Here is a 23856-nt window from a genome sequence, read left to right on the forward strand (position 1 = left end):
GACAAGTAAACTCCGGTAATCTGATTATCGGAGTTTACTGCAAAAATGCAGCCTCTGTTTTCGGGAAGCGGGAGCGTTATTCCCAACCAGGAAAAAAGAAAAATGGGAAAATATTCGTTAAATATCATTACACTTTCCTGGCCAATCATCTTTGCCGTTGAGGCTCAGGCTGCGCCGGCGACGCCCACACAGCAATTACTGGAAAATTTGTATCTGGGTGAGTCTCTTAATCGCCAGGATTTAATCGATCAGACTCTCTCCCGCTTAGTCCTGACGGATACCCATAACCCCGACGTTATTGCTGCCCGATTACGCTTATTGCTTCGACAGGGTGATAACGAAGGAGCAAAACAGCAACTGGATATATTATTTGGCATGGCTCCCGACTCCCGGGCTTATCGTGAGTCATTTCAGGCCTATCTGCTGGCCAATCCAGCGCTACGTTTACAGTTACAACAAGCGCGATTATTCACCTCTTCAGGCAATATTCCAGCCGCGATTAACGCCTATAAGAAAATATTTTCGGGCACTGAACCCGCAGGTGATTTAGCCGTTGAATACTGGATGACGGTGGCGAAGCAACCTTCTCAGATGACACTGGCATTTAATCAACTCAACGCAATAAAGAACAAAGATCCCGGCAATATAGCGGTGCAAATGAATATCGCCCGGCTGCAATTCAATCAGGGCAAACTTCAGGAAGGTTTTAAATTACTGGAAGAAATAGCGCAGACGCCAACCGGACGTGATGACGCAGCAAAAGCATGGTATGCCCAAATAAAAGATATGCCAGTCAGTCAAGCCAGTACAGAAGCATTACAACACTTTTTAGTTCTGTTTGATAATGAAGCGATGGTTAACCAGGCGAAGAGTACGCTGGATACCCAACAAAAACAACTCCAGGATCCCGCCTTCAGATCCAGAGCTAAAGGCCTGGATTATCTCTCCCGGGGTAATGGCGCAGCGGCAATTCCTCAGCTTCAGATAGCGTTGCGTAATAATAGCGATGACAGTGAATTAGTCGGCGCTCTGGGCCAGGCTTATTCACAGCAAAATCAGCGGGAACTGGCGATTAAACAGTTACAAAAAGCCATTGAGATGGATCCGCAGAGTAGCAATCGGAGCAAGTGGAATAACCTGCTGGAAACCAACCGTTACTGGTTGCTGATAGCCCAAGGTGATAAGCAGCTCGAAGCGAAGCAATTCGCTGCGGCACAACAGTCATATCAAAGAGCGCTACAGATGGGCTCGCGTGATAGTTATGCGGTAAAGGGACTGGGTGATGTTGCCTTGGCGCAAAAATATTATGCCGGAGCTGAGCGCTATTATCAGCAAGCACTGCGTATCGACAAGAATAACAGCAATGTACTGAGTTCGCTGATAAGTGTTTACTCGCAGCAGTCTGAAGAACGCGCACAAGCGTTTATTGCCAGCCTTTCCCCCGGTCAGAAAAAGCGTATCGACGGCTTACTGCGTCGTTTAGAAGACGAGGGAAGAGAGAGAAAAGTCCGTATCCTCGAACAGCTTGGCCAGTGGGCACAAGCCGCGGTTATTCAGCGCCAGCGTCTTGAAAACGATCCTGATAATGCCTGGCTCGCCTATCAACTGGCCAGTAATCTTAATTCTGCAGGTCAGCATCAGGATGCAGATAACGTTATGCGCGATATGGCGGGCAGAAGTCATCCGGATGCAGAACGGGTTTATGCTTATGCTTTGTATCTGTCAGGACATTCACGCGACAGTGAAGCCCTGAAGTATCTGAATACCTTCCCGCATGAAAAATGGAATAAAAACATTACGGATCTGGCTGCCCGTTTAAATACACAAATTGTCATCGCACAAGCGCGTCAGATGCGTGAAAAAGGCGAATTAACAGCAGCGTTTAATTTATTAGCCAATCAGCCTGCATCTGAAAACAGAGATTTGCTGCTGGGCGAGTGGGCAACAGAAGCAAACCAGTTTGCGGTTGCTGAAGGTTATTATAAAAAAGTTCTCGGTTATTCCGCCAATAATACCGATGCCTTACTGGGTCTTGCAAAAATATCAATTGCGCAAAATAATCTGCCCGCAGCTCGCCATCAGCTACAAAAAATCATTCTCTCATCAGTACCAGAAGAGTCCAATACCAGGGTGCAAAGAGTGCTGGCCAGTCTTTGGTCGACCATTGGCGAACAAGATAAAGCCGATAAACTTTTTGCCCGGCTGGCCCAATGGGCAAAGCATCAGCCTCCTTCAATGGAAAATGCGCTGATATTGCGAGATGCCGCGCGTTTTTATATTGCTAATGGCCAGCCACAGCTTGCAAAACAAGCCTATAAGGATGCCATGCCCGCCGCTCAGATAAGTAAAACCGCCCCCACGGATGATACAGCCTATACCCAACTCACCAGAAATAATGAACAGGATGACTGGCTCAAGAGCAGTATTCGTCGTGAAGCCGGTGACCTTTATCGCCAGCAAGATGTTAATGTCACCCTGAGCCATGAATACGGCGGCTCCAGCGGTACGCCCGGTTATTCCGATCTTAAAACTCATACCACCATGCTGCAAATTGATGCGCCATTGAGTGATGGTCGCGTCTGGTTCAGAACCGATAAAGTCAGCATGAATGCGGGCTCCTTATCTGATAATAATGCGCCATGGGGGACTTGCCGGGAACAAGCCTGTTTCGGAGTACCCAGGCAAACGGCTAATGGTGTCAGCCTGGCAACCGGCTGGAAAAACCAAACCTGGCAGATGGATATCGGTACGACCCCACTGGGCTTTGATGTCGTCGATATCGTCGGCGGGATTAGCTACAGCGGCGATACAGGTGATGTAGGATATACCCTCAATCTGCATCGCCGTCCGATCTCTAACTCGTTACTGGCTTTTGCCGGTCAGCGGGATCCTAACACCAATACCACTTGGGGAGGCGTGAGAGCGACGGGAGTCGGCGTCAGTGCCAGTTATGATCAAGGAGAGGAACAGGGTTTCTGGGCCAGTATTGATGCTGACTCACTGAAAGGCAAAAATGTTGAAGATAACTGGAAATTGAGCTGGATGGGCGGCTATTACTACAAGCTGCTTAATGAGAGTAATCAGCGACTGACTGTCGGGGCTAACAATATGCTCTGGCACTATAACAAGGATTTAGGTGACTATTATCTTGGTCAGGGCGGCTATTTCAGTCCGCAGAAGTATATTTCATTCAGCGTGCCGGTCACTTGGCGTAAGCGTACTGAAAACTGGTCATGGGAACTGAGTACCTCAGCCTCCTGGTCCTATTCTCAGACATCGACCCATAAATTATATCCCATCGCTTCTTTGTTAAATAATGGCAATATTAGCTATCCGGAAGGATTTGACATCAATGCCGGTACTTCCAGTAATGGTTTTGGCTATACGGCTCAGGCTTTAATCGAAAGAAGACTCAATGAAAATTGGTCTATTGGTGCGGGTATTGATTTACAGCATGCGAAAGATTATACCCCCAGTCATGCACTGATTTATCTTCGTTACTCTCAGGCTGGCTGGCTGGGTGATTTGGATCTTCCTCCTCAGCCATTGATCCCTTACGCCAATTTCTAATTACTTCAAATAGAGTCCCGGTATGAAAATATTCATACCGGGGAGCGTGATCGTCGCTGATTACCAAAAATTAGGCGCAACACCATATTTAGGATTATTAAAGTTTTCGACCCATACTTTAATATTATCCTGAAGCAACACGGTAAAACCCGATTTTAAACGCTCCACCAGATAATTAACAGAACCGGCATCGGTAACCATATAGTGATTGATTTTCCCCATTTTATCCGGCACACACCTATACTCCGCAGGGAAATCAGTCGCATCCATTATCAGGGTATTTATATTTTTCTCACATGCTCCCTGGCTATAATATGACACCACCATATTGGCATTTTTTGTTCCCGCCGCATAAATACTTAACATTACCGGGCTCCCATCCTGGGTCTGGGTAATATCATAGAGAACACCGTTCTTTGAATACCATTTATTATATTCTATAGGTTCATCAGCCCTGGCTGAATTGGCATGAAAAGAAAAAGATAATATTAATAATATATATCGAAACATACCACAATTCTCCAGACTTTCACTGTTGCCCACAAGAACAATACGGTTCTTTTATCGGTAATGTTGGTCTTATATTAATTGATTTTGTAGTCATTTTCCTCTGTTGTATCAACAGCGGGTAAAATAGTTTACCGGACTTACCCGGATAACACAGTAACTCACCATGCTTTGCAGCACAGCGTCTCCTATGGCAGTGCTCGTTTATGCTCGACAAACACACCAAAACAGAATAAAAATAAACAGATCGCGACAAACATTGCACAATCGAGCATAAATTTGTATCCTGCATCAACAAATCCGGGCAATCGTCAATGAGAAAAGATTATGATAAAAACATCACATGCAGGTGAAGTTGTTATTTCCAGAGCAGATATTCAGGCTGGCGTAAAATCTGTTGCTGAGCAGCTCAATAATATCTATCAGGAAGCCGCTATTATCACTGTGGTTCCTGGCGGCATACTCTATACCGCAGATTTAGTACGGGAGCTTAATTTTGATATACATATGGACTATATCTCCTGCCCGCATACCCCCGGTCAGAGAGAGAATAAGTCCGAGATTATTTTTCATAATAATGTGAACATTAATGGTATGGATGTCATTTTGATTGATGACGCTATCGAGTCTGGCGGCACGATGAAACGCCTGGTAGAACACTTAACCCAGCACTACTCCATCAAATCACTCGCTATTGCCACGCTGTTTGTGAAGCCTGGACGCATTGCTATCCCCGTCCGTCAGTTCTATGCGCGGGAGACGACTAATGATGATTTATTAATAGGTTATGGTATGCCGTGGCAGAATAAGTTCAGAAATTTGCCCGAAGTCTGTAAGCTCATTAAATAATTATAGTCTCTCCTTCAAGTTGCCTGCGACGCTTAACAGCAGAAATAATATTCAGGCAACTTAAAGGTTAACCCCCCATGACTCCAGAATCCCCTTCGGCAGCTCCCTTCTGAAAAACATCACTCACTGAGTGTATTCGCTCGATCAGTTTCACAAAAAAAGATCCTCCACCGATAAATGCGATAGTGCTCACAAATCACTCTGGTTAAAAATAGATCAACATCACATTAATATCTCATTAACACATCTACCATTGGTATTACCACTAAAGACCAATGGAAAAGATTATGGAAATCAGGCGCGAAAAGACAGAGAACAGCAACGGTTACGACCGAGTTGTTAATTTTTTGCGGGATCAACTGCTAACAGGAGAATTAAAAGCGGGGGACAGTTTGCTACCTGAGCGCGAACTCTCAGCAAAGTTAGGTGTAAGTCGCCCTGTTTTACGAGAAGCATTAAGAGCTCTCGCCATGATTGGTGCCGTCGAGATACGTCATGGCATTGGCACTGTGGTAACAAAACCAGATGTTTCGGTTCTGGGCGAATTTTTCACTTTTGTGCTCGCACATCAGCCTAATGTGGTTGATGACGTAATGCAGGCGCGAATTGCGATAGAACGCCAGGCTGTACGTCTCGCCTGCCGTCGTGGCACCCAGAGTGACTATGACCGCCTTGCTGGCTGTCTGAAAGAAATTATCGATACCATTCACGACCCACAGTCAGGTTATCTCGCTGATTTCCGTTTCCATGAAACCATTGTCAATGCCTCTGGCTCACCCACCCTTATCAATATTTATCAGTCAATCAGTGTGTTAGTTCATAGATCACATCTCGACAGACGTGAGCAGATCATGCAAGTCGAAGGTATTGAAGAGTTTCTGATTGACCATCACCGCGCCATTTTTGCCGCCATTGTCGAACGCAATGAAGACCTGGCTGATGAATTGCTGGGACGCCACTTTGAGATTGGCGCTGATTTTCGCCGTCGCGCCACCATTCGCATGGTGAGCGGTTCACCTTTAAATAACTAAAAACCCCTGAGGAACAAGAGATGCAAATAGTGATTGGTAGCGATCATGCTGGATTCCATCTGAAGCAAGAGTTAGTTAACTGGCTAAAACAATCGGGTTATCAGGTAACGGATATTGGTAGCCATGACCCAGAACCGGTGGATTTTCCAGACATCGCCGCCACGCTTTGCAACAAGGTTCGAGAAGGGACACATCAGCGAGGTATCCTGGTCTGTGGGACTGGCGTCGGTGCTGTGATTGCATCCAACAAAGTGAAAGGGATCCGCGCTGCTGTCTGCCATGACGTGCATTCCGCCCATCAGTCTGTTGAACATGATGATGTCAATGTGATGTGTATTGGCGCCCAGATTATCGGCCCGTGGCTGGCCCGGGATCTGATTGAGTCTTTTCTGAAAGCTGAGTTTGTTCAAGATATCGATTTTATCCGTCGCGTCGAGAAGCTTACACAACTTGAACAGCAAAACTAATAGTGAATCAAGCGAAGGAGAATAACGATGAATAATAAAACTTCCGGTGTTGTCGGCTTTCTGGGCCTTGGCGTCATGGGACGTGAAATGGCCCGGAACCTTGCCGAAGCCGGTTTTACCGTCCATGCATTTGATGTTATCCCCACCGCAGGTGATGCCCTACGTCAATTCGGGATAGAAATCATGCCGGATATTCCTTCCGCTGTGACGGATGCAGATATTGTCATCTCTATGCTGCCGGACACTCCGCAAGTTGAAGAAATCGTCTCAGGCACAAACGGATTACTGGCTCATCCGCCACGCGGAAAATTATTTGTTGATATGAGTACTATCGCCCCGGATGCCACCCGAAAATTTAGTCAGGCATTAGCCGCTGCAGGCATCACTATGCTGGATGCACCAGTCTCTGGTGGCCCGGTTGGTGCTAAAAATGGCACCCTCACCATTATGGTTGGCGGTGAAGCCAGTGGGTTCGCTCAAGCCACCCCTTTCTTACAAGCGATGGGCACTACGCTCAACCATGTCGGAGCCTCCGGCGCTGGGCAAACCGTGAAGCTCTGCAACCAACTGATCTGTGGGATCAATATTCAGGCTATTTGTGAAGCACTGGCACTGGCCCGCGCCTGGGATATCGACTTGGTACAAATGCGCGAAGTGCTACTGGGCGGATCCGCGGCCTCCTGGATGCTCGATAAACTGGCACCCGCGATGATCGAAGGTGATGTATCTGCCGGATTCCGCATTGACCTGATGATGAAAGATCTTCGTCTGGTACTCGAAGCAGCACAGAAACATCCGGTCCCCCTCCCAGCCACGGCCTTGGTCGCAACGCAATATCAGAATGCCCAGGCATACGGTGAAGGTTCAAATGGTAATCAGGCGCTATTTAAAGTGTATGACCGTCTTACCGGGCAAAATAACCGCAACTAACTCGCCGGGGTAACCAGCCATGACTCTCGATTTTTCAGCAATTCTTTCACAATGGCGGCTGTTGCTGGATGGGGCGGAGCTGACCGCCCAACTGGCACTAGTCACGACCGTGACGGGCTTTCTTATCGGCACCTTGAGTGCCGTTGCCCGGCGCTCTCAATCGGCAATCTGTGTAAGGATCGCCGCTATTTATGTTGAGTCGATTCGTAATACCCCGTTTCTGGTACAGATTTTCCTGGTCTATTTTGGCCTTTCAAGTCTGGGCTTTTCGTTTAGCGCGTTTACCGTATCGGTGATTGCTCTGACGATTAACGTGGGTGCCTACACTGCGGAAATTATGCGTGCCGGTTTTGACTCTATTCATAAAGGACAGTGGGAAGCGGCTGAAACCCTGGGATTAACAAAGTGGCAGCAATACTGGCATGTTGCACTGCGTCCGGCGATTGAGCGCGTTTATCCGTCACTGACGAGTCAGTTTATTCTGCTGATGCTGGCTTCTTCTGTCACATCACAGATATCTACCGAGGAACTCACAGCAACCGCAAACTTTATTCAATCAGAAACTTATCGGCCATTTGAAACCTTTTTCATCGTCGCCGGTATCTATATCGCTATCTCACTTATGATGCGATTCATTTTCTGGTTGTTTGGGTTAGCGATTTTTCCACGTCGCCGTCGTCTCGGAACGACCATCTAACCAGGGAGATAAGATGATGCACTTTCCCCTTAATTTCGCTCATCTCCAGTTTTTACTGGAAGGCACCGTCTGGACTATTGTGTTATCACTGATGGCATTTGGTGGCGGTGGACTCGTTGGATTTCTGATAGCGCTGGGGCGTATCACCCCGATACGCCCAATACGCTTTTTGGTCACAGGCTGGGTTCAGCTAGTTCAAGGAACACCGCTGCTGATCATTATGTTTATGGTCTATTTCGGTCTGCCTGGACTCGGTTTTTCAATCTCGCCATTACTGGCTGCGGGGGTTTCTCTTACCATTTATGCCAGTGCGTATCTCGGGGAAATCTGGCGCGGCTGTATTCAGTCAGTACCCCGTTCTCAGTGGGAAGCGGCTGAATGCCTGGCATTGTCCCGCGCCCAGAGAATGTTCAAAGTCATACTGCCCCAGGCAGTGAAACTTGCCACCCCACCTACCGTCGGTTTCTCGGTACAAATAATTAAAAATACCTCGCTGGCATCAGTCGTCGGTTTCGTTGAATTAACCCGTGCAGGCCAGTTAATTAATAACTCGATATTCGAGCCATTTATTATTTATCTCATTGTTGCCGCTATTTATTTCTGTCTCTGCTTCCCAGTTTCAGCACTGAGTCGTCGACTTGAACGCGGCGCATCAGAAAAAAAAGCCAGCCAGTCGGCATCTGCCATTCCACAAATTAATTAACTGCTGAAGGTCATCACTATGTCCATTATTACATTGAACAATGTACAAAAGAGCTTTGGCCAGAATCAGGTCCTGAAGGATGTTTCTTTCTCTGTCAATAAGGGCCAAGTCGTTGCCCTGATAGGTGCTAGTGGCTCAGGTAAAAGTACGGCTCTACGCTGTATCGACAGACTGGAAACGATCAATGGCGGCACTATTGAGGTATGCGGTCATCGCGTGGAAGATCCGCATATCGATCTGCGAAAACTGCGCCAGGATGTCGGTATTGTCTTTCAAAGCTATAACCTGTTTCCCCATTTAACCATTGAACAGAACATCACCCTGGGACCGACATCGGTTAAAAAAATGGCCAGAAAAGAGGCTCATCATCTGGCTCTTTCTGTACTCGAACAAGTCGGTCTGGCGGATAAAGCTGACAGCTATCCTGAACAACTTTCAGGGGGTCAACAGCAGCGCGTCGCCATTGCGCGTTCCCTGGCCATGAAACCCAAAGTGATGCTATTCGATGAGGTGACTTCCGCCCTTGACCCCAAACTTACTGGTGAAGTGCTACGCGTTATTGAACGGCTTGCTGGCAGCGGTATGACCATGGTGATGGTGACTCATGAGATGAACTTCGCCCGTCGAATAGCCGATAAAGTTATTTTTATGCACCACGGCAAAGTCCATGAAAGTGGCACTGTCGATATTTTAAAACACCCTGCGACTGAGGAGCTTCAAGAGTTTATTTCAAACGATCTTTAATACCGTCACCTTATAACCAGATATGTATTCAGGAGCATAAAGATGAACCCTACAAAAAAAATTATTTTAACTACATTACTCTCAACCGTATTTTCATTTTCTGTTTCAGCCAATACGTTAGAAGATATTCAAAAACGTGGCGAACTTCGTGTGGCCACAGATTTATCTATTCCACCTTCAGGCATGCTGGATGCCTCAATGAAACCGGTAGGGTCCGATGTTGAAACCGCAGAATTACTTGCTAAAGACTGGGGATTAAAACTTAAATTCGTTGAAACTACCGGCCCGACACGTATTCCAAACTTGCAGACAGGTAAGGCCGATATCGTTATCTCGACTCTGTCCGTCACTCCGCAACGTGCTGAGGTGATTGATTTTACCCGCCCTTATGCAGGGTTGCGCTCCGTTATTGCCGCTCCCGCAGCAACAAAAATAGACGGTTGGGACGATCTTAAGGGACGTGCCGTGACGGTTACCCGCGGTACCACGCAAGACTCAATGCTCAGTAAAGATGCTGCAAAGAATGGTTTCTCAGTGCAACGTTATGATGATGATGCCACGCTCGTCACTGCTGCTGTCAGCGGCCAGGCTTATGCCGTTGCTACATCAGCCACTCTAGTAGATCAGATCCATAAACAGAACCCTAAACTGGCATTTGAGCCAAAAATGACATTAACGGTATTTGACTTGGCTATTGGATTGAAAAAAGATCAGCCAGAGCTGAAAGAGAAGCTCAATGAATGGATTGAAACTAACCTGAAAAATGGCAAACTTAATGCTATTTATGAAAAATACCACGGTGAACCTATTCCAGAAGAAATTATCAATCGCAAATAACAAGTAAAAATATTAACTCCACCTCTAAAAAGAGGTGGAGGAAGACTCACATCAAATAAAAACATCTTCTATATTTTCAGCCTCAAAAAAATAGCTTAATCATTTTAATCAAGGTAAAAAAATGAATCTCCTATTTTTAGATTTGATGGTGTTCGTCACACCCGCTCTCGATCGAACGATTATCAATATGTTCATGTAGCTTTAGCCAGTAGAGATTACGCAACCGCTGACTTCACATCACAAAACCGTAATAAATCTGTCTTATTTGTCTCGTAGTATCCTCGGCAGCGATTAAGTCCCAAAGAGGATAACAATTTATGCAACAAGCTCTCTCTCCATTAAACCGGAGCTTGGGTGTATTACCGGCAGCTTCAGCTGCGGGTAGCCCATCCATGATCTCAATACAGAATTTGTCTCAGGCTTTTTCAAACCAATATGTCCTTAATGGTATCGATTTAACGGTATCCAAAGGCACCGTTCTCGCATTACTTGGCCCTTCAGGTTGCGGTAAAAGCACACTACTTAAATTGCTCGCCGGCCTGTTACAACCGACTGACGGAACGATTCATTTCGCCGAACGGTTAGTGGCGAATTCGCATCACTTGGTTCCTCCGGAGCAACGTAATCTTGGCATGGTATTTCAGGATTATGCTCTCTGGCCCCATATGACCGTTTCCCAGAACGTTGCCTTTCCTTTACGTATGCGCGGTATACCTCGCCATGCCATACAGGAACGGGTTGATGCCGCGCTGGAACGCGTTGGCTTAGCGGATTTCTCAAACCGAAAACCAGCAGATTTATCAGGTGGTCAGCAACAACGTGTTGCGCTGGCGCGCGCCATTATTGCTGAACCGGAAATTTTGTTATTTGACGAACCGCTTTCAAACCTGGATATCGCACTACGCCAGTCGCTGTGTGAAGAAATGGCCCAGCTATTAAGAACATTAGGTATTACCGCAGTGTATGTCACCCATGATCCTGCGGAAGCTTCTGCACTCGCCCATCAGATTGCACATATGCAGTCCGGGAAAATTGAAAGTCTGACAACATTATGAAGAGAGATAATCTGATGCCAAATTTAATTAAGAAGTTTGCTCCCCCCTCACTGAAAGGTATATCGATGACTTTGGGTCTTTCCTGTGCACTTTTTTCAGCATCATCACATGCCCTGACTGTTTATACCGCAGGCCCAGGCGCTATGGCAAAACAACTGGCTGCAGGTTATGAACAGCAGACTAGCGTAAAAGTAGATGTCTTTCAGGCAACTACCGGTAAAGTCATGGCACGTCTTGAAGCAGAGCAGGCAAATCCTCGCGCTGATGTATTGATTTCCGCCTCTTGGGATACCGCGGTCGATTTACAGAAAAAAGACTGGTTACTGGCTTATGAAAGCCCGAATGCCGCCCAGGTGCCTGCGCGTTTTAAAACACCTTATTATGTTGCCCAGGGCATCTCAGCCTTAGGTATTGTCTGGAATACTAAAAGCGGAACACCGAAACCAGCAGAGTGGAGTGACCTGACAAAACCTGCATTTCAGAATAAAGTCACTATGCCAGACCCGGCATTATCAGGGGCTTCGCTTGATTTAGTATTAGGTCTGGAAAATGCCAGGAAAGCGGAAACCTGGAAACTGTTTACTGATTTAAAAGCAAATGGCATGGTGATTTCCGGCCCTAATGCCCAGGCTCTGACGCCAGTACTACAAGGCGCTAAAGCCGCAGTATTTGGTGCAGTGGACTATGTTGCCTATAGCGGTATTGCCAGAGGTGAATCTATCGAGGTTATCTTCCCCGAAAGCGGTACCGCGATTGCTCCACGCCCGATGATGATTTTAAAAAGCAGTCAGCAACAAGCTGAAGCAAAAGCCTTTATCGATTATGTCTTGTCTCCGGAAGGTCAGGCAATCGTTGCCGCTTCCTGGTTAATGCCAGCCAGAACAGATGTTCAAGGTAAACGCCCTGATTTTTCTATGCTAAAGATTCTGCCTGAAGTCACCCCTGACAGCGCTGAGCGTAATGACGTCTTGTCACGTTTTAATGCTATCTTCCGCTAATACTTTTTAGCGCCTGTCCCAAATAAAATAGCCTGACAGGACAGACTTTTAATAAGACCGCCGCTGGGTATATAAATACCCAGCAGGAGCATTGATTCTGATGATAAGAATTCGCTTTCTTCCATTTATTATTATTACCGCATTAACTATTCTCGTTCTTATTCCGTTATTTTTTATTATATTACAATCACTATTCCCGGCGTTAGCCACAGAAGGTTTTAGCCAGCCATTTACACCAATAATAAGCTTATTGAGTGACTCCGAGTTACCACCTCTGCTCGGTAATACTTTATTACTTGGCCTCGGTGTTGCAATGTTAAGTGCTCTGATTGCCATTCCCTTGGGAGCATTAAGAGGATTATTTAATCTTCCGTTCGCACGCCTCTGGGATCTGCTATTTCTTATTCCCTTTCTTATTCCACCTTATATTGCCGGGCTCTCCTGGATGCTCACCCTCCAGCCCAATGGTTACTCCTGGCAACTATTAAGAATAAGTCCCGGTGAGGCTATTTTTTCACTCGCTGGCATAGTCTGTATTATGGCGCTTAATCTGTTCCCGGTACTGTACTTCGCGGTATCCCGCAGTATGGCAGCCAATGGTAACCGTCTGGCAGATGTTGCTCGCGTTCATGGTGCTTCAGCCTGGCAAGCCTTCTTCAGGGTTACCTTTCCGTTATCATTGCCGTCAATTGCCGCCGGAGTCTTATTAGTCTTCACCTTATCAATTGAGGAGTACGGTATTCCGGCGGCTCTAGGCACACCCAATGGTATCCGCGTATTTACTACCGCCATTGAGCAACGATTAGGGGACTGGCCGATTGATTTGCCCGGAGCGGCATCCCTTTCACTGCTGCTGGCAAGTATCGCGCTATTTGCCTATACGCTTCAACGCTCATTAGTCTCGGGACGTAATGTAGCAACCACCACAGGTAAAGCTGCCGCCCTGGTCACCCGATCGCTTGGATATTGGCGCTGGCCAGTGACAGGGGTATTTGCTCTGGTCGCCTTTATCGCCGTCGGTATTCCCTTGCTGGCCATGTTCGGGACCGCCTTCACCTCAACCGTTTCCGGTGGATTGTCATTCGATAACTTAACCTTACGCCACTTCGCCAGGCTGATGGATACCCAGACAGAAGCGCTGGATGCGCTTTTCACCAGCGTATCCCTGGCAACAGCAACCGCCATTCTGACCGGTATACTGGGCTTTTTATCTGCCTGGCTGGTGGTTTCGCAGCGTATCAGAGGCGCGGTTATTATTGATGCCTTGTCTCTATTACCGGTGGCGATACCCGGTATTGTTATCGCTGTCGGCCTGATCCTCGCCTGGAATCAACCCTTCTGGCCCGTGACTCCTTACCATACCTGGTGGATCTTGCTGCTGGCCTATAGCTGCTTGTTATTGCCTTATCCAGTGCGCTATTGCAGCGCAGCTCTGACCCAAATAGGCGGGAGTTTAGCCGATGCGGCAAGAGTTCACGGGGCTGGCGCGATTACCTCGTTACGTTTGATTCTCTTTCCGTTGGTGATGCCCAGTTTACTGGCTGCCATGATGCTGGTGTTCGCGGTGGCCTCAAGAGAGCTGGTCTCCTCTCTGCTACTGGCCCCGGCGGGTATGCAAACCGTCTCGATTTATGTCTGGCGACAGTTTGAACAGGGATCGATTGGCAGTGGTATGGCGATGGCCTGTCTGGCTGTTTTGATAAGTCTGAGTTTGATGCTCGCAGCACAGCTATTACAGCAGAAAACCCAGCACCAATAAACCTCTGTCAGATATACTCAGCTATTGAGTGTATCTGACATTTCTGTCGTCTGAATTCACAAAACCAGCTTAAGAAAAGCCTGTATATCGACAATCGATTGACTACGCTCTTCCTGACTTTGAGAAACAATTAAGTTATCAGCATAACCGTTTAACATAGCCCCAAGCTGGCGGGCAACTTGTTCGCTATCGGTCTGGCGGAAGTCGCCGCAGCGGATCCCCTCGCTGATGATACTCACACTCCACTCAAACCACTGCTGACCCACCAGCTCTGCCAGCTCACCATAAGCCTGCTCAACCGTTGCTTTACTCCAGATTGAACTGTAAAGCTGCCAGGTAGCGTCAGGCTCAACGGTCAGATAATTGCTGACAAAGGCATTTAACCGCTCCCGGGGCGCTAAATGGCAGATCTCCGCTTTGAAGGCGGCTAAATCTTTGCTGGCAAAATAGTAACAAGCTTCAAGACACAGGTTCGCCCAGTCAGGGAAGTAATGGTAAATATGGCTGCGGGAAAGCCCTAAGAACGTCGTGAGTTCCCGAGTTTTAACATTCTCCAGCCCTTTCTCGATAAACAACGCCACAGCGGCTTCGAGGATCTTTTCTCTGAGCGCCGAACGGGTTTCTTTCATACCTGACTCTCGTTGACTTTGAGCAATTGCTCAATTAGAATTTTTACGATTTTTGAGCAACCGCTCAAATTCTTTCGTTGTGAATCATCTCATGCAAATCATACCTGAAAAAATAACACCTGTAGCCTCACCCAATGCTCTCAATACCCTCAAAGCTCTCGCAAAGCGCAATAACAAAAGGCTGATTTTTACCCTGTTATTAGTTATTGCGGAGAACGTCGTGTATCTGCTTTATCCCCTGCTGGCAGGTTTTGCGATCAATACCATCTTACAAGGCAATACGCTACATGCATTGTTCTACGCCATGTTAGTGCTGGGCATGTGGGTTATAGGTGCTGCTCGCCGCAGTGTCGATACCCGCACTTTTGCCCGTATTTACGCCAAACTGGCTGTACCGCTGATCCTCGCCCAGCGCAGAGAGGAAAATAGTCATTCAACCATCGCAGCTCGCGTAACGCTCTCACGGCAATTTGTTGATTTTTTTGAAACCCATCTGCCGATGCTTATCACCTCTGTCGCTTCCGTCTGTGGTGCAGTGGTAATGCTGATAACCATTGAGCCGGTGGCAGGAATCGCCTGCCTGGCTATTTTGATTTTTTTCTTCTGCTTACTTCCCGGCTATACCCGTAAAAATGAGCAGTTAATTGAAAGGCTTAATGACAGACTGGAAAAAGAAGTGGCATTTGTCAGCAGTGCCAGAGAAGAAAAACTTTATCGCCATTATCAGTTTCTGGCGCAGGTTCGTATCCGCCTTTCAGACCGTGAGGCAGTCGGCTTTTTACTGATAGGTATTGCCGCGGCACTACTTTTTGGCATGACCATATTTATGATGGCCGGCAGAGAAGGGATCAGCGCCGGGCATATCTATTCGGTTATGACCTACCTGTGGATGTTTGCCATGAGCCTCGATGATACCCCTTCACTGCTGGAAAAGTATTCGCAGTTAAAAGAAGTGGGCCGTCGCGTCAATACTGGAATGATTTAGTCAGAACAAAGTAGATGTTACGTTTAAAAATTTTTTGCGCTGGAAATATCAGCCCGGAATTCTGCCTGGCGGTGTAAAAATACTCCGCGTTAACTTGGATGACAGCTTAGGATATATCCAAAATTGAATAATGACAGCCACCTTGCTCCACCATTGTCAGGACAGAGAGGTATTGAGCGGCCAGGAGTCAAACAGGTAGCCATCAAAGTCGATATCATCAACATTTGAAAACTCCAGTAAGCGCTGCTTAACATTTTCCAAATGCTGCCACATCGCAAGCTTGGCAGCACGCGCGTCTTTCTTAATCAGAGCCGCGAGGATATGTTTATGATCCACCAACCACTCTTTACGGTAATCCGTATCATGAAGATGGCGGTGCAACTGGCTCCACATGGGATTATTTTCACGCCACTCCCAGGACTGGCGGAACAGCTCAACCAGCATGCTGTTATGGGTCGCTTCAGCAATAGCCAGATGGAATTGCATATCACCACTTTCAGTACCACCCGGATCGCTGGATGCCAGCTCTCGCTCTTCGAGTTGCAGTGCCTGACGCATCTTGATGATATCTTCTCTTGTTGCCTGAAGTGCGGCAAATTCAGCAATATTACTTTCCAGCAACTGACGTGCCTGTAGCATTTCAAACGGACCCGCATCATTAAACGCCGGGTTATGTATTCCTTCACTGCTTTGGTCGCTTACGGTATCCAGAACATAGATCCCGGCACCACGACGCACCTCAACCAGGCCTTTAATTTCCAGCATAATCAGGGCTTCCCGCACCACAGTGCGAGTCACATTGAGCATCTCGGCAATTTCACGCTCGGGGGGCAAACGCGAACCTGGCAGATAAGGAGTTTGGACTATCAAATCTTGGATCATCATCCCCACATCTTGATAGGGTCTTTGCTGGGAGAATTCAGGTTTCATTTGATTACGTCCATGGAATACAGTGAGTTAATAGCCATAAATTAGCATAGTTGTCGGCAGAATAAATGCCATCATACCGAGAAACCGGGAAGGGGTTAACCAAAGGACAGCAATATACCGCGCTATCCAGCGCGGTATATTGATTAAGCTCAGACTGTAGCTAAGGCGTTTACACAAGCACGAGCGCCTTGTTCAGTGAGCTGCTGATAAGCCTGGGTAACAGCTGAAACAAATGCCGGATTTTGAGGCAGATCCTGACCAAAAATAGCCGTTAAGGTCAGTAAGCCGGCAACACGCTCTACACCATGATATTGTCGATTAATACGCTGGAATTCCGCAGATAATGGATCGACAACCTCAATCGTTTGTCCCTTCTCATCAACTCCCAGGGTGTAACGCATCCATCCTGCTACACCAAGCGCTAAATGCTGCCAGTTACTGCCTTTATTCAGATGGAAACGTACAGAGTCCAGCATACGTTGTGGTAATTTCTGGCTACCATCCATCGCAATCTGCCAGGTGCGGTGACATAAGGACGGGTTACTGAAACGCTCAATCAGTGACGTCGCATAAGCATGCAAATCAATATCTTCTGGCATTGATAAAGTCGGCGCTTGCTCCTGCATCATCATTGAAAACGCCGCCTTGCGGTAAGCAGGATCTTCCATAGTTGCAGAGATAGTTTCATATCCCCCCAGATAGCCCAGGTAGGCCAGGAAAGAGTGACTACCATTCAGCATACGGAGCTTCATCATTTCAAAAGGCACTACGTCGGCAACAAACTGAGCGCCAACTTTGTCCCATTCAGGACGGCCATTAACGAAATTATCTTCAATAACCCATTGGCTGAAGGGTTCGCAGGCGATAGCGCAGGGATCAAAAGCCCCCAGTTTGTCAGCAATCTCTTGCAAAGTATCCGGTGTCGCAGCCGGGACAATGCGGTCAACCATGGTGCAAGGGAAACTGGCGTTAGCTTCAATCCACGCAGCAAGTTCCGGGCTACGTGCTAATGCCAGCCCCAGCACCGCGGCTTTAGCCGAATGACCATTGTCACGCAGGTTATCGCAGGACATTACGGTAAACGCTTTCAGCCCTTGTTCACGACGTAATCGCAAAGCTTCAACAATATAACCAATTGCTGAACTTGGTGCGTATGGATTCGCTAAATCATTTTGTATCAGAGGGTTATTAATATCAAACTGCCCACTGGCGGCGTCAATGCAGTAACCTTTTTCGGTCACAGTTAATGAGACAATTGCAGTTTGTGGGCGCGCCATAGCTTGCAGGACAGCATCAATACCATCCGTTTTTGGATGCAAAACTTCATTGATTGCACCAATAATTTTATACTCTGCGCTCTCAGCGCCCTTTTCTACCACGGTATAGAGTAACTGCTGTTTTTTCAGATTTTCGATCAACTTCTGCCCGTTACCCGACATCAAGTTCACTTCACAAAGCCCCCAGTCCCCCTCAGTCACCTCCAGCAGATGATGGGTATAGACGGCCTGGTGAGCGCGGTGAAAAGCCCCACATCCCAGATGAATAATACGGGATTCCAGACGCGTATTATCCCATGCGGGACGAGAGACAGAGAGAGTACCGTTGGCAATAGTGGTGGTCATCAAAAACTCCAGGGTCAGCCGCAGCACGCGGGCAGAAAAGAGAAAAAACTCATATAACCGATGTCATATCAGTCAGCTTTAGCGATTAAAGAAAACCTGTCGTCCCGCCAGCTCAACAGCACGCACTTCAGCCAGTCCTTTCAGACGACCAATGGCACAAACCTGGGTTAGTTTTCTTTTTCAAGTCATCAAGCATTGGGTAACCATGATCCGCACGCACTCCATAAGAACCAGTACACAGAGTAAAACCATTTGCCGGCTGCTGATGGTATCGACTGTTCACTGCATATCTTCCGCAGTGGAAACCATCCGTGACAAACCAACAATGATATTGCGTGTCAGGCGCATTTTACCTGCTTCACTCATAACAATGAAACACTGTTTCGTCTGCTCAATTCCCTCTTCGATATAATCTGCCTCAGCGGCGAGTCTCTGCAGGATATAAATATCAAATGCAGTAAATTCAATCAGATAAAAACACAGGGCTTTTACTCTATCTGGCAGAAGATATTCCAGGTCAGTATGCATCCAGTCCAGTACCAGTATAAAGTTATAACAGACTACCCTAATACCACACCGGGCCAAATTACGTATGCTTTGCTGGTAGTGACTTATTCACTTATCGTACTCGCCACTTTGCGTCCTGATAGCTCCATGAGTCGGAATACTTTCCACATCCGGGCGACCTGAACTCAGCATAGTCGCCCTGATAGTATAAGGTATAAATTCCTACTTCCCTCACCCTTAGTCAACCAAAAAAGAAAATTGGTTGACGTGTTTTGTGACTTGTATCAATTAACCAAAAGAGACTGTCTTTTACCCGGAGTCATTACTCTTCTGAACCCCGTATTTCTCTGCGCAATAACACCAGCTCTCCCGCTAAATCCCGGCACAGCATGGCTGTCATAAGATGGTCCTGCGCATGAACAAGGATCAGTGTCACAGGGATCTTCCCAGCTCCTTCATCTGCACCGATCAATGCAGTCTGGATCTTATGTGCCTCTTTAATGGCTTCGTCTGATGCGGCTAAAGCAGCGTCAGCCTGACTCCACTCCCCCGCACGTGCCTGTTGAATCGCTATCATTGCCTGAGATCTTGCTTCACCTGCATTGATTAATAGCTCCATGATTGTTTGTTCAAAATCCATACAACCCCCCCTATTGGTATGCCAAATTCACATTTTTCATGCTACCGGAATACCAAAAAAGAGTTCTGAGAATAAGATCACAGAAATAAACTCTAATTACCGTCATTTTGGCATACCAAATAAAGTACTCTGAAATACAAAATGATGATCCATACAAACCCAAAATAATTCGCGTTGCCTGTAGGTCAGATCCAGCCCGCCTCAGGCGACTTGAAATATGACGGGTATAAACCGCTGAGGGTTGACCTATGTCTTTACAGGACCGTCTTATCGATTCTTTAGGTAGCTTTGCTACTCGCTTTAATAGCTACCGCTATATCATGGCGATCAAAGCCTCTTTTATTACGCTAATGCCCGTCATTATCGTGGGGGCTTTTTCTGTATTAATTTCGAATATGGTATTCGATGCCAAAAATGGTCTTGCCAGTTTTGAGTCTCTGGCGTTCCTGACAGATTTAAAAGTCATTACCAGTAGCATTAGCTACGCGACACTAAGCTTTCTTAATATAGGTGCGGTCTTTCTCATCGGTATTGAATTAGGACGTATCAACGGTGTAAAAACCTTATTCCCAGGCCTGCTGGCAATTATCTGTTTTATCTCTGTGACGCCGACAACCCTCCAGTTAATGGTAGAGGGTCAGATGCAGGTAGTGACCGATGTACTGGCAAAACAGTTCTCTGATACTAAGAGTCTGTTTTTAGGTATGTTTATTGCCATTTTATCGGTAGAAATATACTGCCGACTGGAGAATGTCGACAGACTGAAAATAAAAATGCCTGATACCGTTCCACCTAATGTATCAGCATCATTTTCAGCACTGATCCCCTCAATTCTCACCGTGACACTCATCGCTTCTTTCGGCTTTATTTTCCATAAAGTTACCGGAATGTACCTTTATGATGCGGTCTATAAAGTAGTGCAGCAGCCATTAGAATCGGTGGTACAGAGTTTGTGGGGCATTCTGTTATTAATGTTTGTTGCTCAGCTTTTTTGGGTAATTGGCATACATGGTAATCAGATGATCAAACCGATTCGTGAGCCACTCTTATTGGGCGCGATTCTGGTCAATATGAATGCTTTCGAGCAAGGTCTGGAAGCACCCAATATCATTACGATGCCGTTCTGGGATGTCTATATGAGTATCGGCGGATCGGGGCTGACTATCGGTCTTCTGATAGCAGTAATGCTGGCCACTAAGCGTAAAGAAATGCGGGAAATAGCCAAGCTGTCATTCGGACCGGGGGTCTTTAATATTAATGAACCGGTGATATTTGGCATGCCAATTATGCTTAATCCGATTCTGGCCATTCCCTTCATTATTACCCCGTTGATTACTGGATCAATCGGTTATTTCGCCACCGTGATGGGCTTTGCGGGTAAAGCCGTCGTGATGGTGCCCTGGACTACGCCGCCTATCATCAATGCCTGGCTTTCTACGGCAGGTTCTATGGGGGCCGTGGTCACACAAATTATCTGTATTTGTGTCTCAGTATTAATCTACTTTCCATTTGTCAAAATAGCGGCACGCCGCGCAGAAGCAATGGATCAAAAAAATATTCAACAGAATTTGTCGGCAAAATAAGGAACCGCTATGAGCACTCACCACCTGCAATTACCCGAAGGATTTATTCTTGGTGCGGCGGCTTCAGCCTGGCAAACCGAAGGATGGAGCGGGAAAAAAGAGGGTCAGGATTCCTATCTCGATCTCTGGTACAAAAACGACCGCCATGTCTGGCATAACGGCTATGGCCCTGCCGTTGCAACAGACTTTATCAATCGTTTCCGTGAAGATGTCGCGTTAATGAAAGCGGCAGGTCTGACGCATTATCGTACCTCGATTAACTGGTCACGTTTCCTGACTGACTATGAAAATGCAACCGTCGATGAAGAATATGCCCGCTATTACGATGAGTTAATTGATGAATTGCACAGCAACGGCATTGAACTGATGCTGTGCCTGGAACATTACGAGTTGCCCGCTCAATTACTGGAGCAGTATGGTGGATGGCAGTCAAAGCATGTGGTAGAGCTGTTTACCCGTTATGCAGCCCAGGTCTTTGCGCGTTATGCAGGCAAAGTTAAACGTTGGTTTGTTTTCAATGAACCGGTTGTCGTGCAGACCCGCGTTTATTTGGATGCATTACGCTGGCCGTATGAGCAAAATACCCATAAATGGATGCAGTGGAACCACCATAAAAATCTTGCCACCGCTAAAGTTGTTCAGTTATTCCGTCAACAGGGTTATTCGGGAACCGTCGGCACTATTCTTAATCCAGAGGTCACTTATCCTCGATCCACGGCGATATATGACGTTAATGCCGCCAGGATTTACGATCTCTTTTATAACCGCGTATTTCTCGATCCGGCGATTAAAGGTGAGTATCCCGCAGAACTGCTGCAGCTGCTCGATAAGCATCAGATTCAATGGTCAGTCACCCCCGAAGAGCTGGAGATTATCGCCGCGAATACTGTCGATGAAGTGGGACTTAATCTTTACTATCCACACCGGGTAAAAGCACCAACCCGCGCCTGGCATCCCGATACACCATTTCATCCAGCTTATTATTATGAACATTTCGATCTTCCGGGACGTCGCATGAATACCTCACGCGGCTGGGAAATTCAGCCCCGTATCATCTTTGATATGGCTCAACGAATGAAAAATGAATATGGCAATTTGCCATGGTTTGTCGCTGAAAGCGGCATGGGTATTGAGAACGAAGCTCGCTTTAAAAATGACCAAGGTGAGATTCAGGATGATTATCGTATTGCTTTTATTGCCGAGCATCTCCACCAGACCCTGCTCGCCAGCCAAGCTGGCTGTCACTGTCAGGGCTATATGTTATGGGCTTTTACCGATAACGTTTCCCCGATGAATGCATTTAAAAATCGCTATGGGCTAATTGAAATTGATCTTGAAAATCAACGTAACCGCCGCATGAAGAAGTCTGCGCACTGGTTTCGTCAATTACGTGACAGTCAACAACTCACAATCAACATTGATGATGAAATGAAATAAGGTGGTTGAAATGAAACGGATCGTACTCGCTTGTGCAGCTGGGATGTCGACTTCGATGGTCGTGACTCGAATGGAAAAGGAAGCGGCATCGCGTGGTCTGGAATATAAGATTTACGCCATTCCAGAACAAAATCTGCGTGAAGAATTACAGAATTATGGCAACGAGATTGCTGTAGTGCTGCTCGGCCCGCAAGTTCGCTTTAAATTGGAAGAAAATAAAAAACTGACCGACAGCTATCAATTACCCATTGCAGTTATTGATACCCTGGCATATGGAACATTGAATGGCGGAAAGGTACTCGATCAGGCGCTGGCTTTGGTAAACTAGTAAACAGATTACCGATAGGTTTCAGCTTGCTACCAAGAGGCTGAAACCTTTGCGCCATGATATGAAAGGATTAGAGTGTGGAAAAGGCCGATATATCACAAGAAAAAAAACAGTATCAGGAGATTGGTCATAATCTACGGCAACAGATTATCGACGGCCATTATCCCATTGGTTCACGCCTGCCTCCAGAGCGTCAACTGGCGGAAGCCTGGGGCGTCAGTCGAACGATTGTACGTGAAGCTTTACTGATGCTGGAACTGGAAGGAACGGTCGATATCCGCCAAAGTTCAGGTGTTTATGTATTACAAATACCGACCAAAAGCGATGATGCAGAGGAGACATATTTTCACAGTGATGTCGGCCCTTTCGAAATGCTACAAGCTCGTCAGCTATTGGAAAGTAATATCGCCGCCTTTGCTGCCAAAATGGCAACAAAAGCGGATATTGAAAATTTACGTCTCACTCTGGAACAAGAACAACGTGCTATTGCACTCAACGATAATAGCCAGGACAACGATAAGTTGTTCCATTTGTTTCTGGCCCGCGCGACACATAATCAGATGCTACTGAATACCGTAACAAGTATCTGGCACCATCATGATGCCAGCCCGGTATGGCAACAGTTACGCGCCCAGTTTGAAACCCGGGCCTATCGTCTTAAGTGGCTGGGTGACCATCAAACTATTCTTGCCGCGCTTCGCCGTAGAGATACCATTGGCGCCTGGCAAGCGACATGGCATCATTTAGAAAATGTTAAAAATACGCTTCTTGAGCTGTCTGATGCTAACGATCCCAATTTTGATGGATATCTTTTTGAATCGGTTACTATTTTTAAAGGAAAACTCATGTAGCAATGATTCAATTGAATCATGGCGACAATGACCAGGTAATGTCTTATCTCCACTCCAGCCCCGCTTTAACTCATTCTGGCGCAGCAGATAAATTTGTCCTGCGCTATGAAATTATCCGTGTAACTAAAAACCGCCCCTGACTTCACTAACAATCAGCCCCTCATAAATTCAGTGACTTAAGTAATATTAAGGCATTG

At 46.8% G+C, this 23856-nt stretch carries 22 protein-coding genes and 2 pseudogenes; 17 read left to right on the forward strand and 7 right to left on the reverse strand.

Annotation, left to right across the window (positions count from 1 at the left end; genetic code table 11):
• Positions 1–102: 102 nt before the first annotated feature.
• The gene (gene bcsC / locus Q1A40_RS15050) at positions 103–3570 is read left to right on the forward strand and encodes a cellulose synthase complex outer membrane protein BcsC (RefSeq protein ID WP_300001434.1); all 3468 of its coding nucleotides are present in this window, start codon (positions 103–105) and stop codon (positions 3568–3570) included.
• Positions 3571–3630: 60 nt separating this feature from the next.
• Here the strand turns inward: bcsC and Q1A40_RS15055 are convergent, their stop codons facing one another.
• Positions 3631–4080 (reverse strand): hypothetical protein, encoded by a 450-nt coding sequence (locus tag Q1A40_RS15055; RefSeq protein WP_300001436.1) that lies wholly within the window; start codon positions 4078–4080, stop codon positions 3631–3633.
• A 324-nt stretch (positions 4081–4404) separates the two neighbouring features.
• Between Q1A40_RS15055 and Q1A40_RS15060 the strand changes: the two genes are divergently transcribed.
• The 8 genes from Q1A40_RS15060 to Q1A40_RS15095 all read left to right on the forward strand — a co-directional run bounded on the left by Q1A40_RS15060 (position 4405) and on the right by Q1A40_RS15095 (position 10335).
• Positions 4405–4926, forward strand: a complete 522-nt coding sequence (locus Q1A40_RS15060; protein ID WP_300001439.1) for a phosphoribosyltransferase — start codon at positions 4405–4407, stop codon at positions 4924–4926.
• 287 nt (positions 4927–5213) lie between these two features.
• On the forward strand, positions 5214–5957 hold the full coding sequence (locus tag Q1A40_RS15065) for a FadR/GntR family transcriptional regulator (protein ID WP_300001440.1): 744 nt from the start codon (positions 5214–5216) through the stop codon (positions 5955–5957).
• A gap of 20 nt (positions 5958–5977) precedes the next feature.
• The gene (gene rpiB / locus Q1A40_RS15070; protein WP_300001441.1) at positions 5978–6424 is read left to right on the forward strand and encodes a ribose 5-phosphate isomerase B; all 447 of its coding nucleotides are present in this window, start codon (positions 5978–5980) and stop codon (positions 6422–6424) included.
• 27 nt (positions 6425–6451) lie between these two features.
• Complete coding sequence (locus Q1A40_RS15075) at positions 6452–7354, forward strand: NAD(P)-dependent oxidoreductase (protein ID WP_300001442.1); 903 nt, start codon at positions 6452–6454, stop codon at positions 7352–7354.
• A 19-nt stretch (positions 7355–7373) separates the two neighbouring features.
• Positions 7374–8051 carry an amino acid ABC transporter permease gene (locus Q1A40_RS15080; RefSeq protein WP_300001443.1) on the forward strand — a complete coding sequence of 226 codons (678 nt, stop codon included), beginning with the start codon at positions 7374–7376 and terminating at the stop codon, positions 8049–8051.
• Positions 8052–8064: 13 nt separating this feature from the next.
• On the forward strand, positions 8065–8754 hold the full coding sequence (locus tag Q1A40_RS15085; protein ID WP_300001444.1) for an amino acid ABC transporter permease: 690 nt from the start codon (positions 8065–8067) through the stop codon (positions 8752–8754).
• 18 nt (positions 8755–8772) lie between these two features.
• A complete protein-coding gene (locus Q1A40_RS15090; RefSeq protein WP_300001446.1) occupies positions 8773–9498 on the forward strand; it encodes an amino acid ABC transporter ATP-binding protein in 726 nt (241 codons plus the stop codon).
• A 42-nt stretch (positions 9499–9540) separates the two neighbouring features.
• The gene (locus Q1A40_RS15095; RefSeq protein WP_300001448.1) at positions 9541–10335 is read left to right on the forward strand and encodes a transporter substrate-binding domain-containing protein; all 795 of its coding nucleotides are present in this window, start codon (positions 9541–9543) and stop codon (positions 10333–10335) included.
• Positions 10336–10474: 139 nt separating this feature from the next.
• Here the strand turns inward: Q1A40_RS15095 and Q1A40_RS15100 are convergent.
• Positions 10475–10573: pseudogene (locus tag Q1A40_RS15100) on the reverse strand (GntR family transcriptional regulator); the annotation flags it as partial.
• Positions 10574–10727: 154 nt separating this feature from the next.
• Here Q1A40_RS15100 and Q1A40_RS15105 point away from each other — a divergent pair.
• The 3 genes from Q1A40_RS15105 (at position 10728) to Q1A40_RS15115 (ending at position 14147) form a co-directional block, all read left to right on the forward strand.
• A complete protein-coding gene (locus Q1A40_RS15105; protein WP_300001504.1) occupies positions 10728–11390 on the forward strand; it encodes an ABC transporter ATP-binding protein in 663 nt (220 codons plus the stop codon).
• A gap of 14 nt (positions 11391–11404) precedes the next feature.
• A complete protein-coding gene (locus tag Q1A40_RS15110) occupies positions 11405–12388 on the forward strand; it encodes an ABC transporter substrate-binding protein (protein WP_300001450.1) in 984 nt (327 codons plus the stop codon).
• A gap of 100 nt (positions 12389–12488) precedes the next feature.
• Positions 12489–14147 (forward strand): iron ABC transporter permease, encoded by a 1659-nt coding sequence (locus Q1A40_RS15115; RefSeq protein WP_300001452.1) that lies wholly within the window; start codon positions 12489–12491, stop codon positions 14145–14147.
• Between the two features lie 56 nt (positions 14148–14203).
• Here Q1A40_RS15115 and Q1A40_RS15120 read toward each other — a convergent pair whose 3' ends face one another.
• Positions 14204–14776, reverse strand: coding sequence for a TetR/AcrR family transcriptional regulator (locus Q1A40_RS15120; protein WP_300001454.1), 573 nt, complete (start codon positions 14774–14776; stop codon positions 14204–14206).
• Positions 14777–14867: 91 nt separating this feature from the next.
• Here Q1A40_RS15120 and Q1A40_RS15125 point away from each other — a divergent pair, with 91 nt between their 5' ends.
• Positions 14868–15761 carry an ABC transporter six-transmembrane domain-containing protein gene (locus tag Q1A40_RS15125; RefSeq protein WP_300001455.1) on the forward strand — a complete coding sequence of 298 codons (894 nt, stop codon included), beginning with the start codon at positions 14868–14870 and terminating at the stop codon, positions 15759–15761.
• A gap of 156 nt (positions 15762–15917) precedes the next feature.
• Here the strand turns inward: Q1A40_RS15125 and uxuR are convergent, their stop codons facing one another.
• The 4 genes and pseudogenes from uxuR to Q1A40_RS15145 all read right to left on the reverse strand — a co-directional run bounded on the left by uxuR (position 15918) and on the right by Q1A40_RS15145 (position 19460).
• A complete protein-coding gene (gene uxuR, locus Q1A40_RS15130) occupies positions 15918–16691 on the reverse strand; it encodes a Uxu operon transcriptional regulator (protein WP_300001456.1) in 774 nt (257 codons plus the stop codon).
• 149 nt (positions 16692–16840) lie between these two features.
• Positions 16841–18313 (reverse strand): fructuronate reductase, encoded by a 1473-nt coding sequence (locus Q1A40_RS15135; RefSeq protein ID WP_300001458.1) that lies wholly within the window; start codon positions 18311–18313, stop codon positions 16841–16843.
• A 78-nt stretch (positions 18314–18391) separates the two neighbouring features.
• Positions 18392–18988, reverse strand: a pseudogene (locus Q1A40_RS15140) (mannonate dehydratase); the annotation flags it as partial.
• Positions 18989–19142: 154 nt separating this feature from the next.
• The gene (locus Q1A40_RS15145; protein WP_300001460.1) at positions 19143–19460 is read right to left on the reverse strand and encodes a PTS lactose/cellobiose transporter subunit IIA; all 318 of its coding nucleotides are present in this window, start codon (positions 19458–19460) and stop codon (positions 19143–19145) included.
• A 248-nt stretch (positions 19461–19708) separates the two neighbouring features.
• On the opposite strand from Q1A40_RS15145, the gene Q1A40_RS15150 reads away from it, so the two are divergent.
• From Q1A40_RS15150 to Q1A40_RS15165, 4 genes are all read left to right on the forward strand, one after another.
• Positions 19709–21043, forward strand: coding sequence for a PTS transporter subunit EIIC (locus Q1A40_RS15150; RefSeq protein WP_300001461.1), 1335 nt, complete (start codon positions 19709–19711; stop codon positions 21041–21043).
• A gap of 9 nt (positions 21044–21052) precedes the next feature.
• Positions 21053–22480 carry a glycoside hydrolase family 1 protein gene (locus Q1A40_RS15155; protein ID WP_300001462.1) on the forward strand — a complete coding sequence of 476 codons (1428 nt, stop codon included), beginning with the start codon at positions 21053–21055 and terminating at the stop codon, positions 22478–22480.
• 10 nt (positions 22481–22490) lie between these two features.
• Positions 22491–22808, forward strand: coding sequence for a PTS sugar transporter subunit IIB (locus tag Q1A40_RS15160; RefSeq protein WP_300001463.1), 318 nt, complete (start codon positions 22491–22493; stop codon positions 22806–22808).
• Between the two features lie 77 nt (positions 22809–22885).
• On the forward strand, positions 22886–23659 hold the full coding sequence (locus tag Q1A40_RS15165) for an FCD domain-containing protein (RefSeq protein WP_300001465.1): 774 nt from the start codon (positions 22886–22888) through the stop codon (positions 23657–23659).
• Positions 23660–23856 lie beyond the last annotated feature (197 nt).

The sequence above is a fragment of the uncultured Cedecea sp. genome, assembly GCF_947498825.1.
Lineage (GTDB): Bacteria > Pseudomonadota > Gammaproteobacteria > Enterobacterales > Enterobacteriaceae > JGM124.

Excerpts from the sequence above, each read along its gene's own strand:
- bcsC (WP_300001434.1), top strand. The coding sequence starts at position 103 with ATGGGAAAATATTCGTTAAATATCATTACACTTTCCTGGCCAATCATC.
- Q1A40_RS15055 (WP_300001436.1), bottom strand. The coding sequence starts at position 4,080 with ATGTTTCGATATATATTATTAATATTATCTTTTTCTTTTCATGCCAAT.
- Q1A40_RS15060 (WP_300001439.1), top strand. The coding sequence starts at position 4,405 with ATGATAAAAACATCACATGCAGGTGAAGTTGTTATTTCCAGAGCAGAT.
- Q1A40_RS15065 (WP_300001440.1), top strand. The coding sequence starts at position 5,214 with ATGGAAATCAGGCGCGAAAAGACAGAGAACAGCAACGGTTACGACCGA.
- rpiB (WP_300001441.1), top strand. The coding sequence starts at position 5,978 with ATGCAAATAGTGATTGGTAGCGATCATGCTGGATTCCATCTGAAGCAA.
- Q1A40_RS15075 (WP_300001442.1), top strand. The coding sequence starts at position 6,452 with ATGAATAATAAAACTTCCGGTGTTGTCGGCTTTCTGGGCCTTGGCGTC.
- Q1A40_RS15080 (WP_300001443.1), top strand. The coding sequence starts at position 7,374 with ATGACTCTCGATTTTTCAGCAATTCTTTCACAATGGCGGCTGTTGCTG.
- Q1A40_RS15085 (WP_300001444.1), top strand. The coding sequence starts at position 8,065 with ATGATGCACTTTCCCCTTAATTTCGCTCATCTCCAGTTTTTACTGGAA.
- Q1A40_RS15090 (WP_300001446.1), top strand. The coding sequence starts at position 8,773 with ATGTCCATTATTACATTGAACAATGTACAAAAGAGCTTTGGCCAGAAT.
- Q1A40_RS15095 (WP_300001448.1), top strand. The coding sequence starts at position 9,541 with ATGAACCCTACAAAAAAAATTATTTTAACTACATTACTCTCAACCGTA.
- Q1A40_RS15105 (WP_300001504.1), top strand. The coding sequence starts at position 10,728 with ATGATCTCAATACAGAATTTGTCTCAGGCTTTTTCAAACCAATATGTC.
- Q1A40_RS15110 (WP_300001450.1), top strand. The coding sequence starts at position 11,405 with ATGCCAAATTTAATTAAGAAGTTTGCTCCCCCCTCACTGAAAGGTATA.
- Q1A40_RS15115 (WP_300001452.1), top strand. The coding sequence starts at position 12,489 with ATGATAAGAATTCGCTTTCTTCCATTTATTATTATTACCGCATTAACT.
- Q1A40_RS15120 (WP_300001454.1), bottom strand. The coding sequence starts at position 14,776 with ATGAAAGAAACCCGTTCGGCGCTCAGAGAAAAGATCCTCGAAGCCGCT.
- Q1A40_RS15125 (WP_300001455.1), top strand. The coding sequence starts at position 14,868 with ATGCAAATCATACCTGAAAAAATAACACCTGTAGCCTCACCCAATGCT.
- uxuR (WP_300001456.1), bottom strand. The coding sequence starts at position 16,691 with ATGAAACCTGAATTCTCCCAGCAAAGACCCTATCAAGATGTGGGGATG.
- Q1A40_RS15135 (WP_300001458.1), bottom strand. The coding sequence starts at position 18,313 with ATGACCACCACTATTGCCAACGGTACTCTCTCTGTCTCTCGTCCCGCA.
- Q1A40_RS15145 (WP_300001460.1), bottom strand. The coding sequence starts at position 19,460 with ATGGATTTTGAACAAACAATCATGGAGCTATTAATCAATGCAGGTGAA.
- Q1A40_RS15150 (WP_300001461.1), top strand. The coding sequence starts at position 19,709 with ATGTCTTTACAGGACCGTCTTATCGATTCTTTAGGTAGCTTTGCTACT.
- Q1A40_RS15155 (WP_300001462.1), top strand. The coding sequence starts at position 21,053 with ATGAGCACTCACCACCTGCAATTACCCGAAGGATTTATTCTTGGTGCG.
- Q1A40_RS15160 (WP_300001463.1), top strand. The coding sequence starts at position 22,491 with ATGAAACGGATCGTACTCGCTTGTGCAGCTGGGATGTCGACTTCGATG.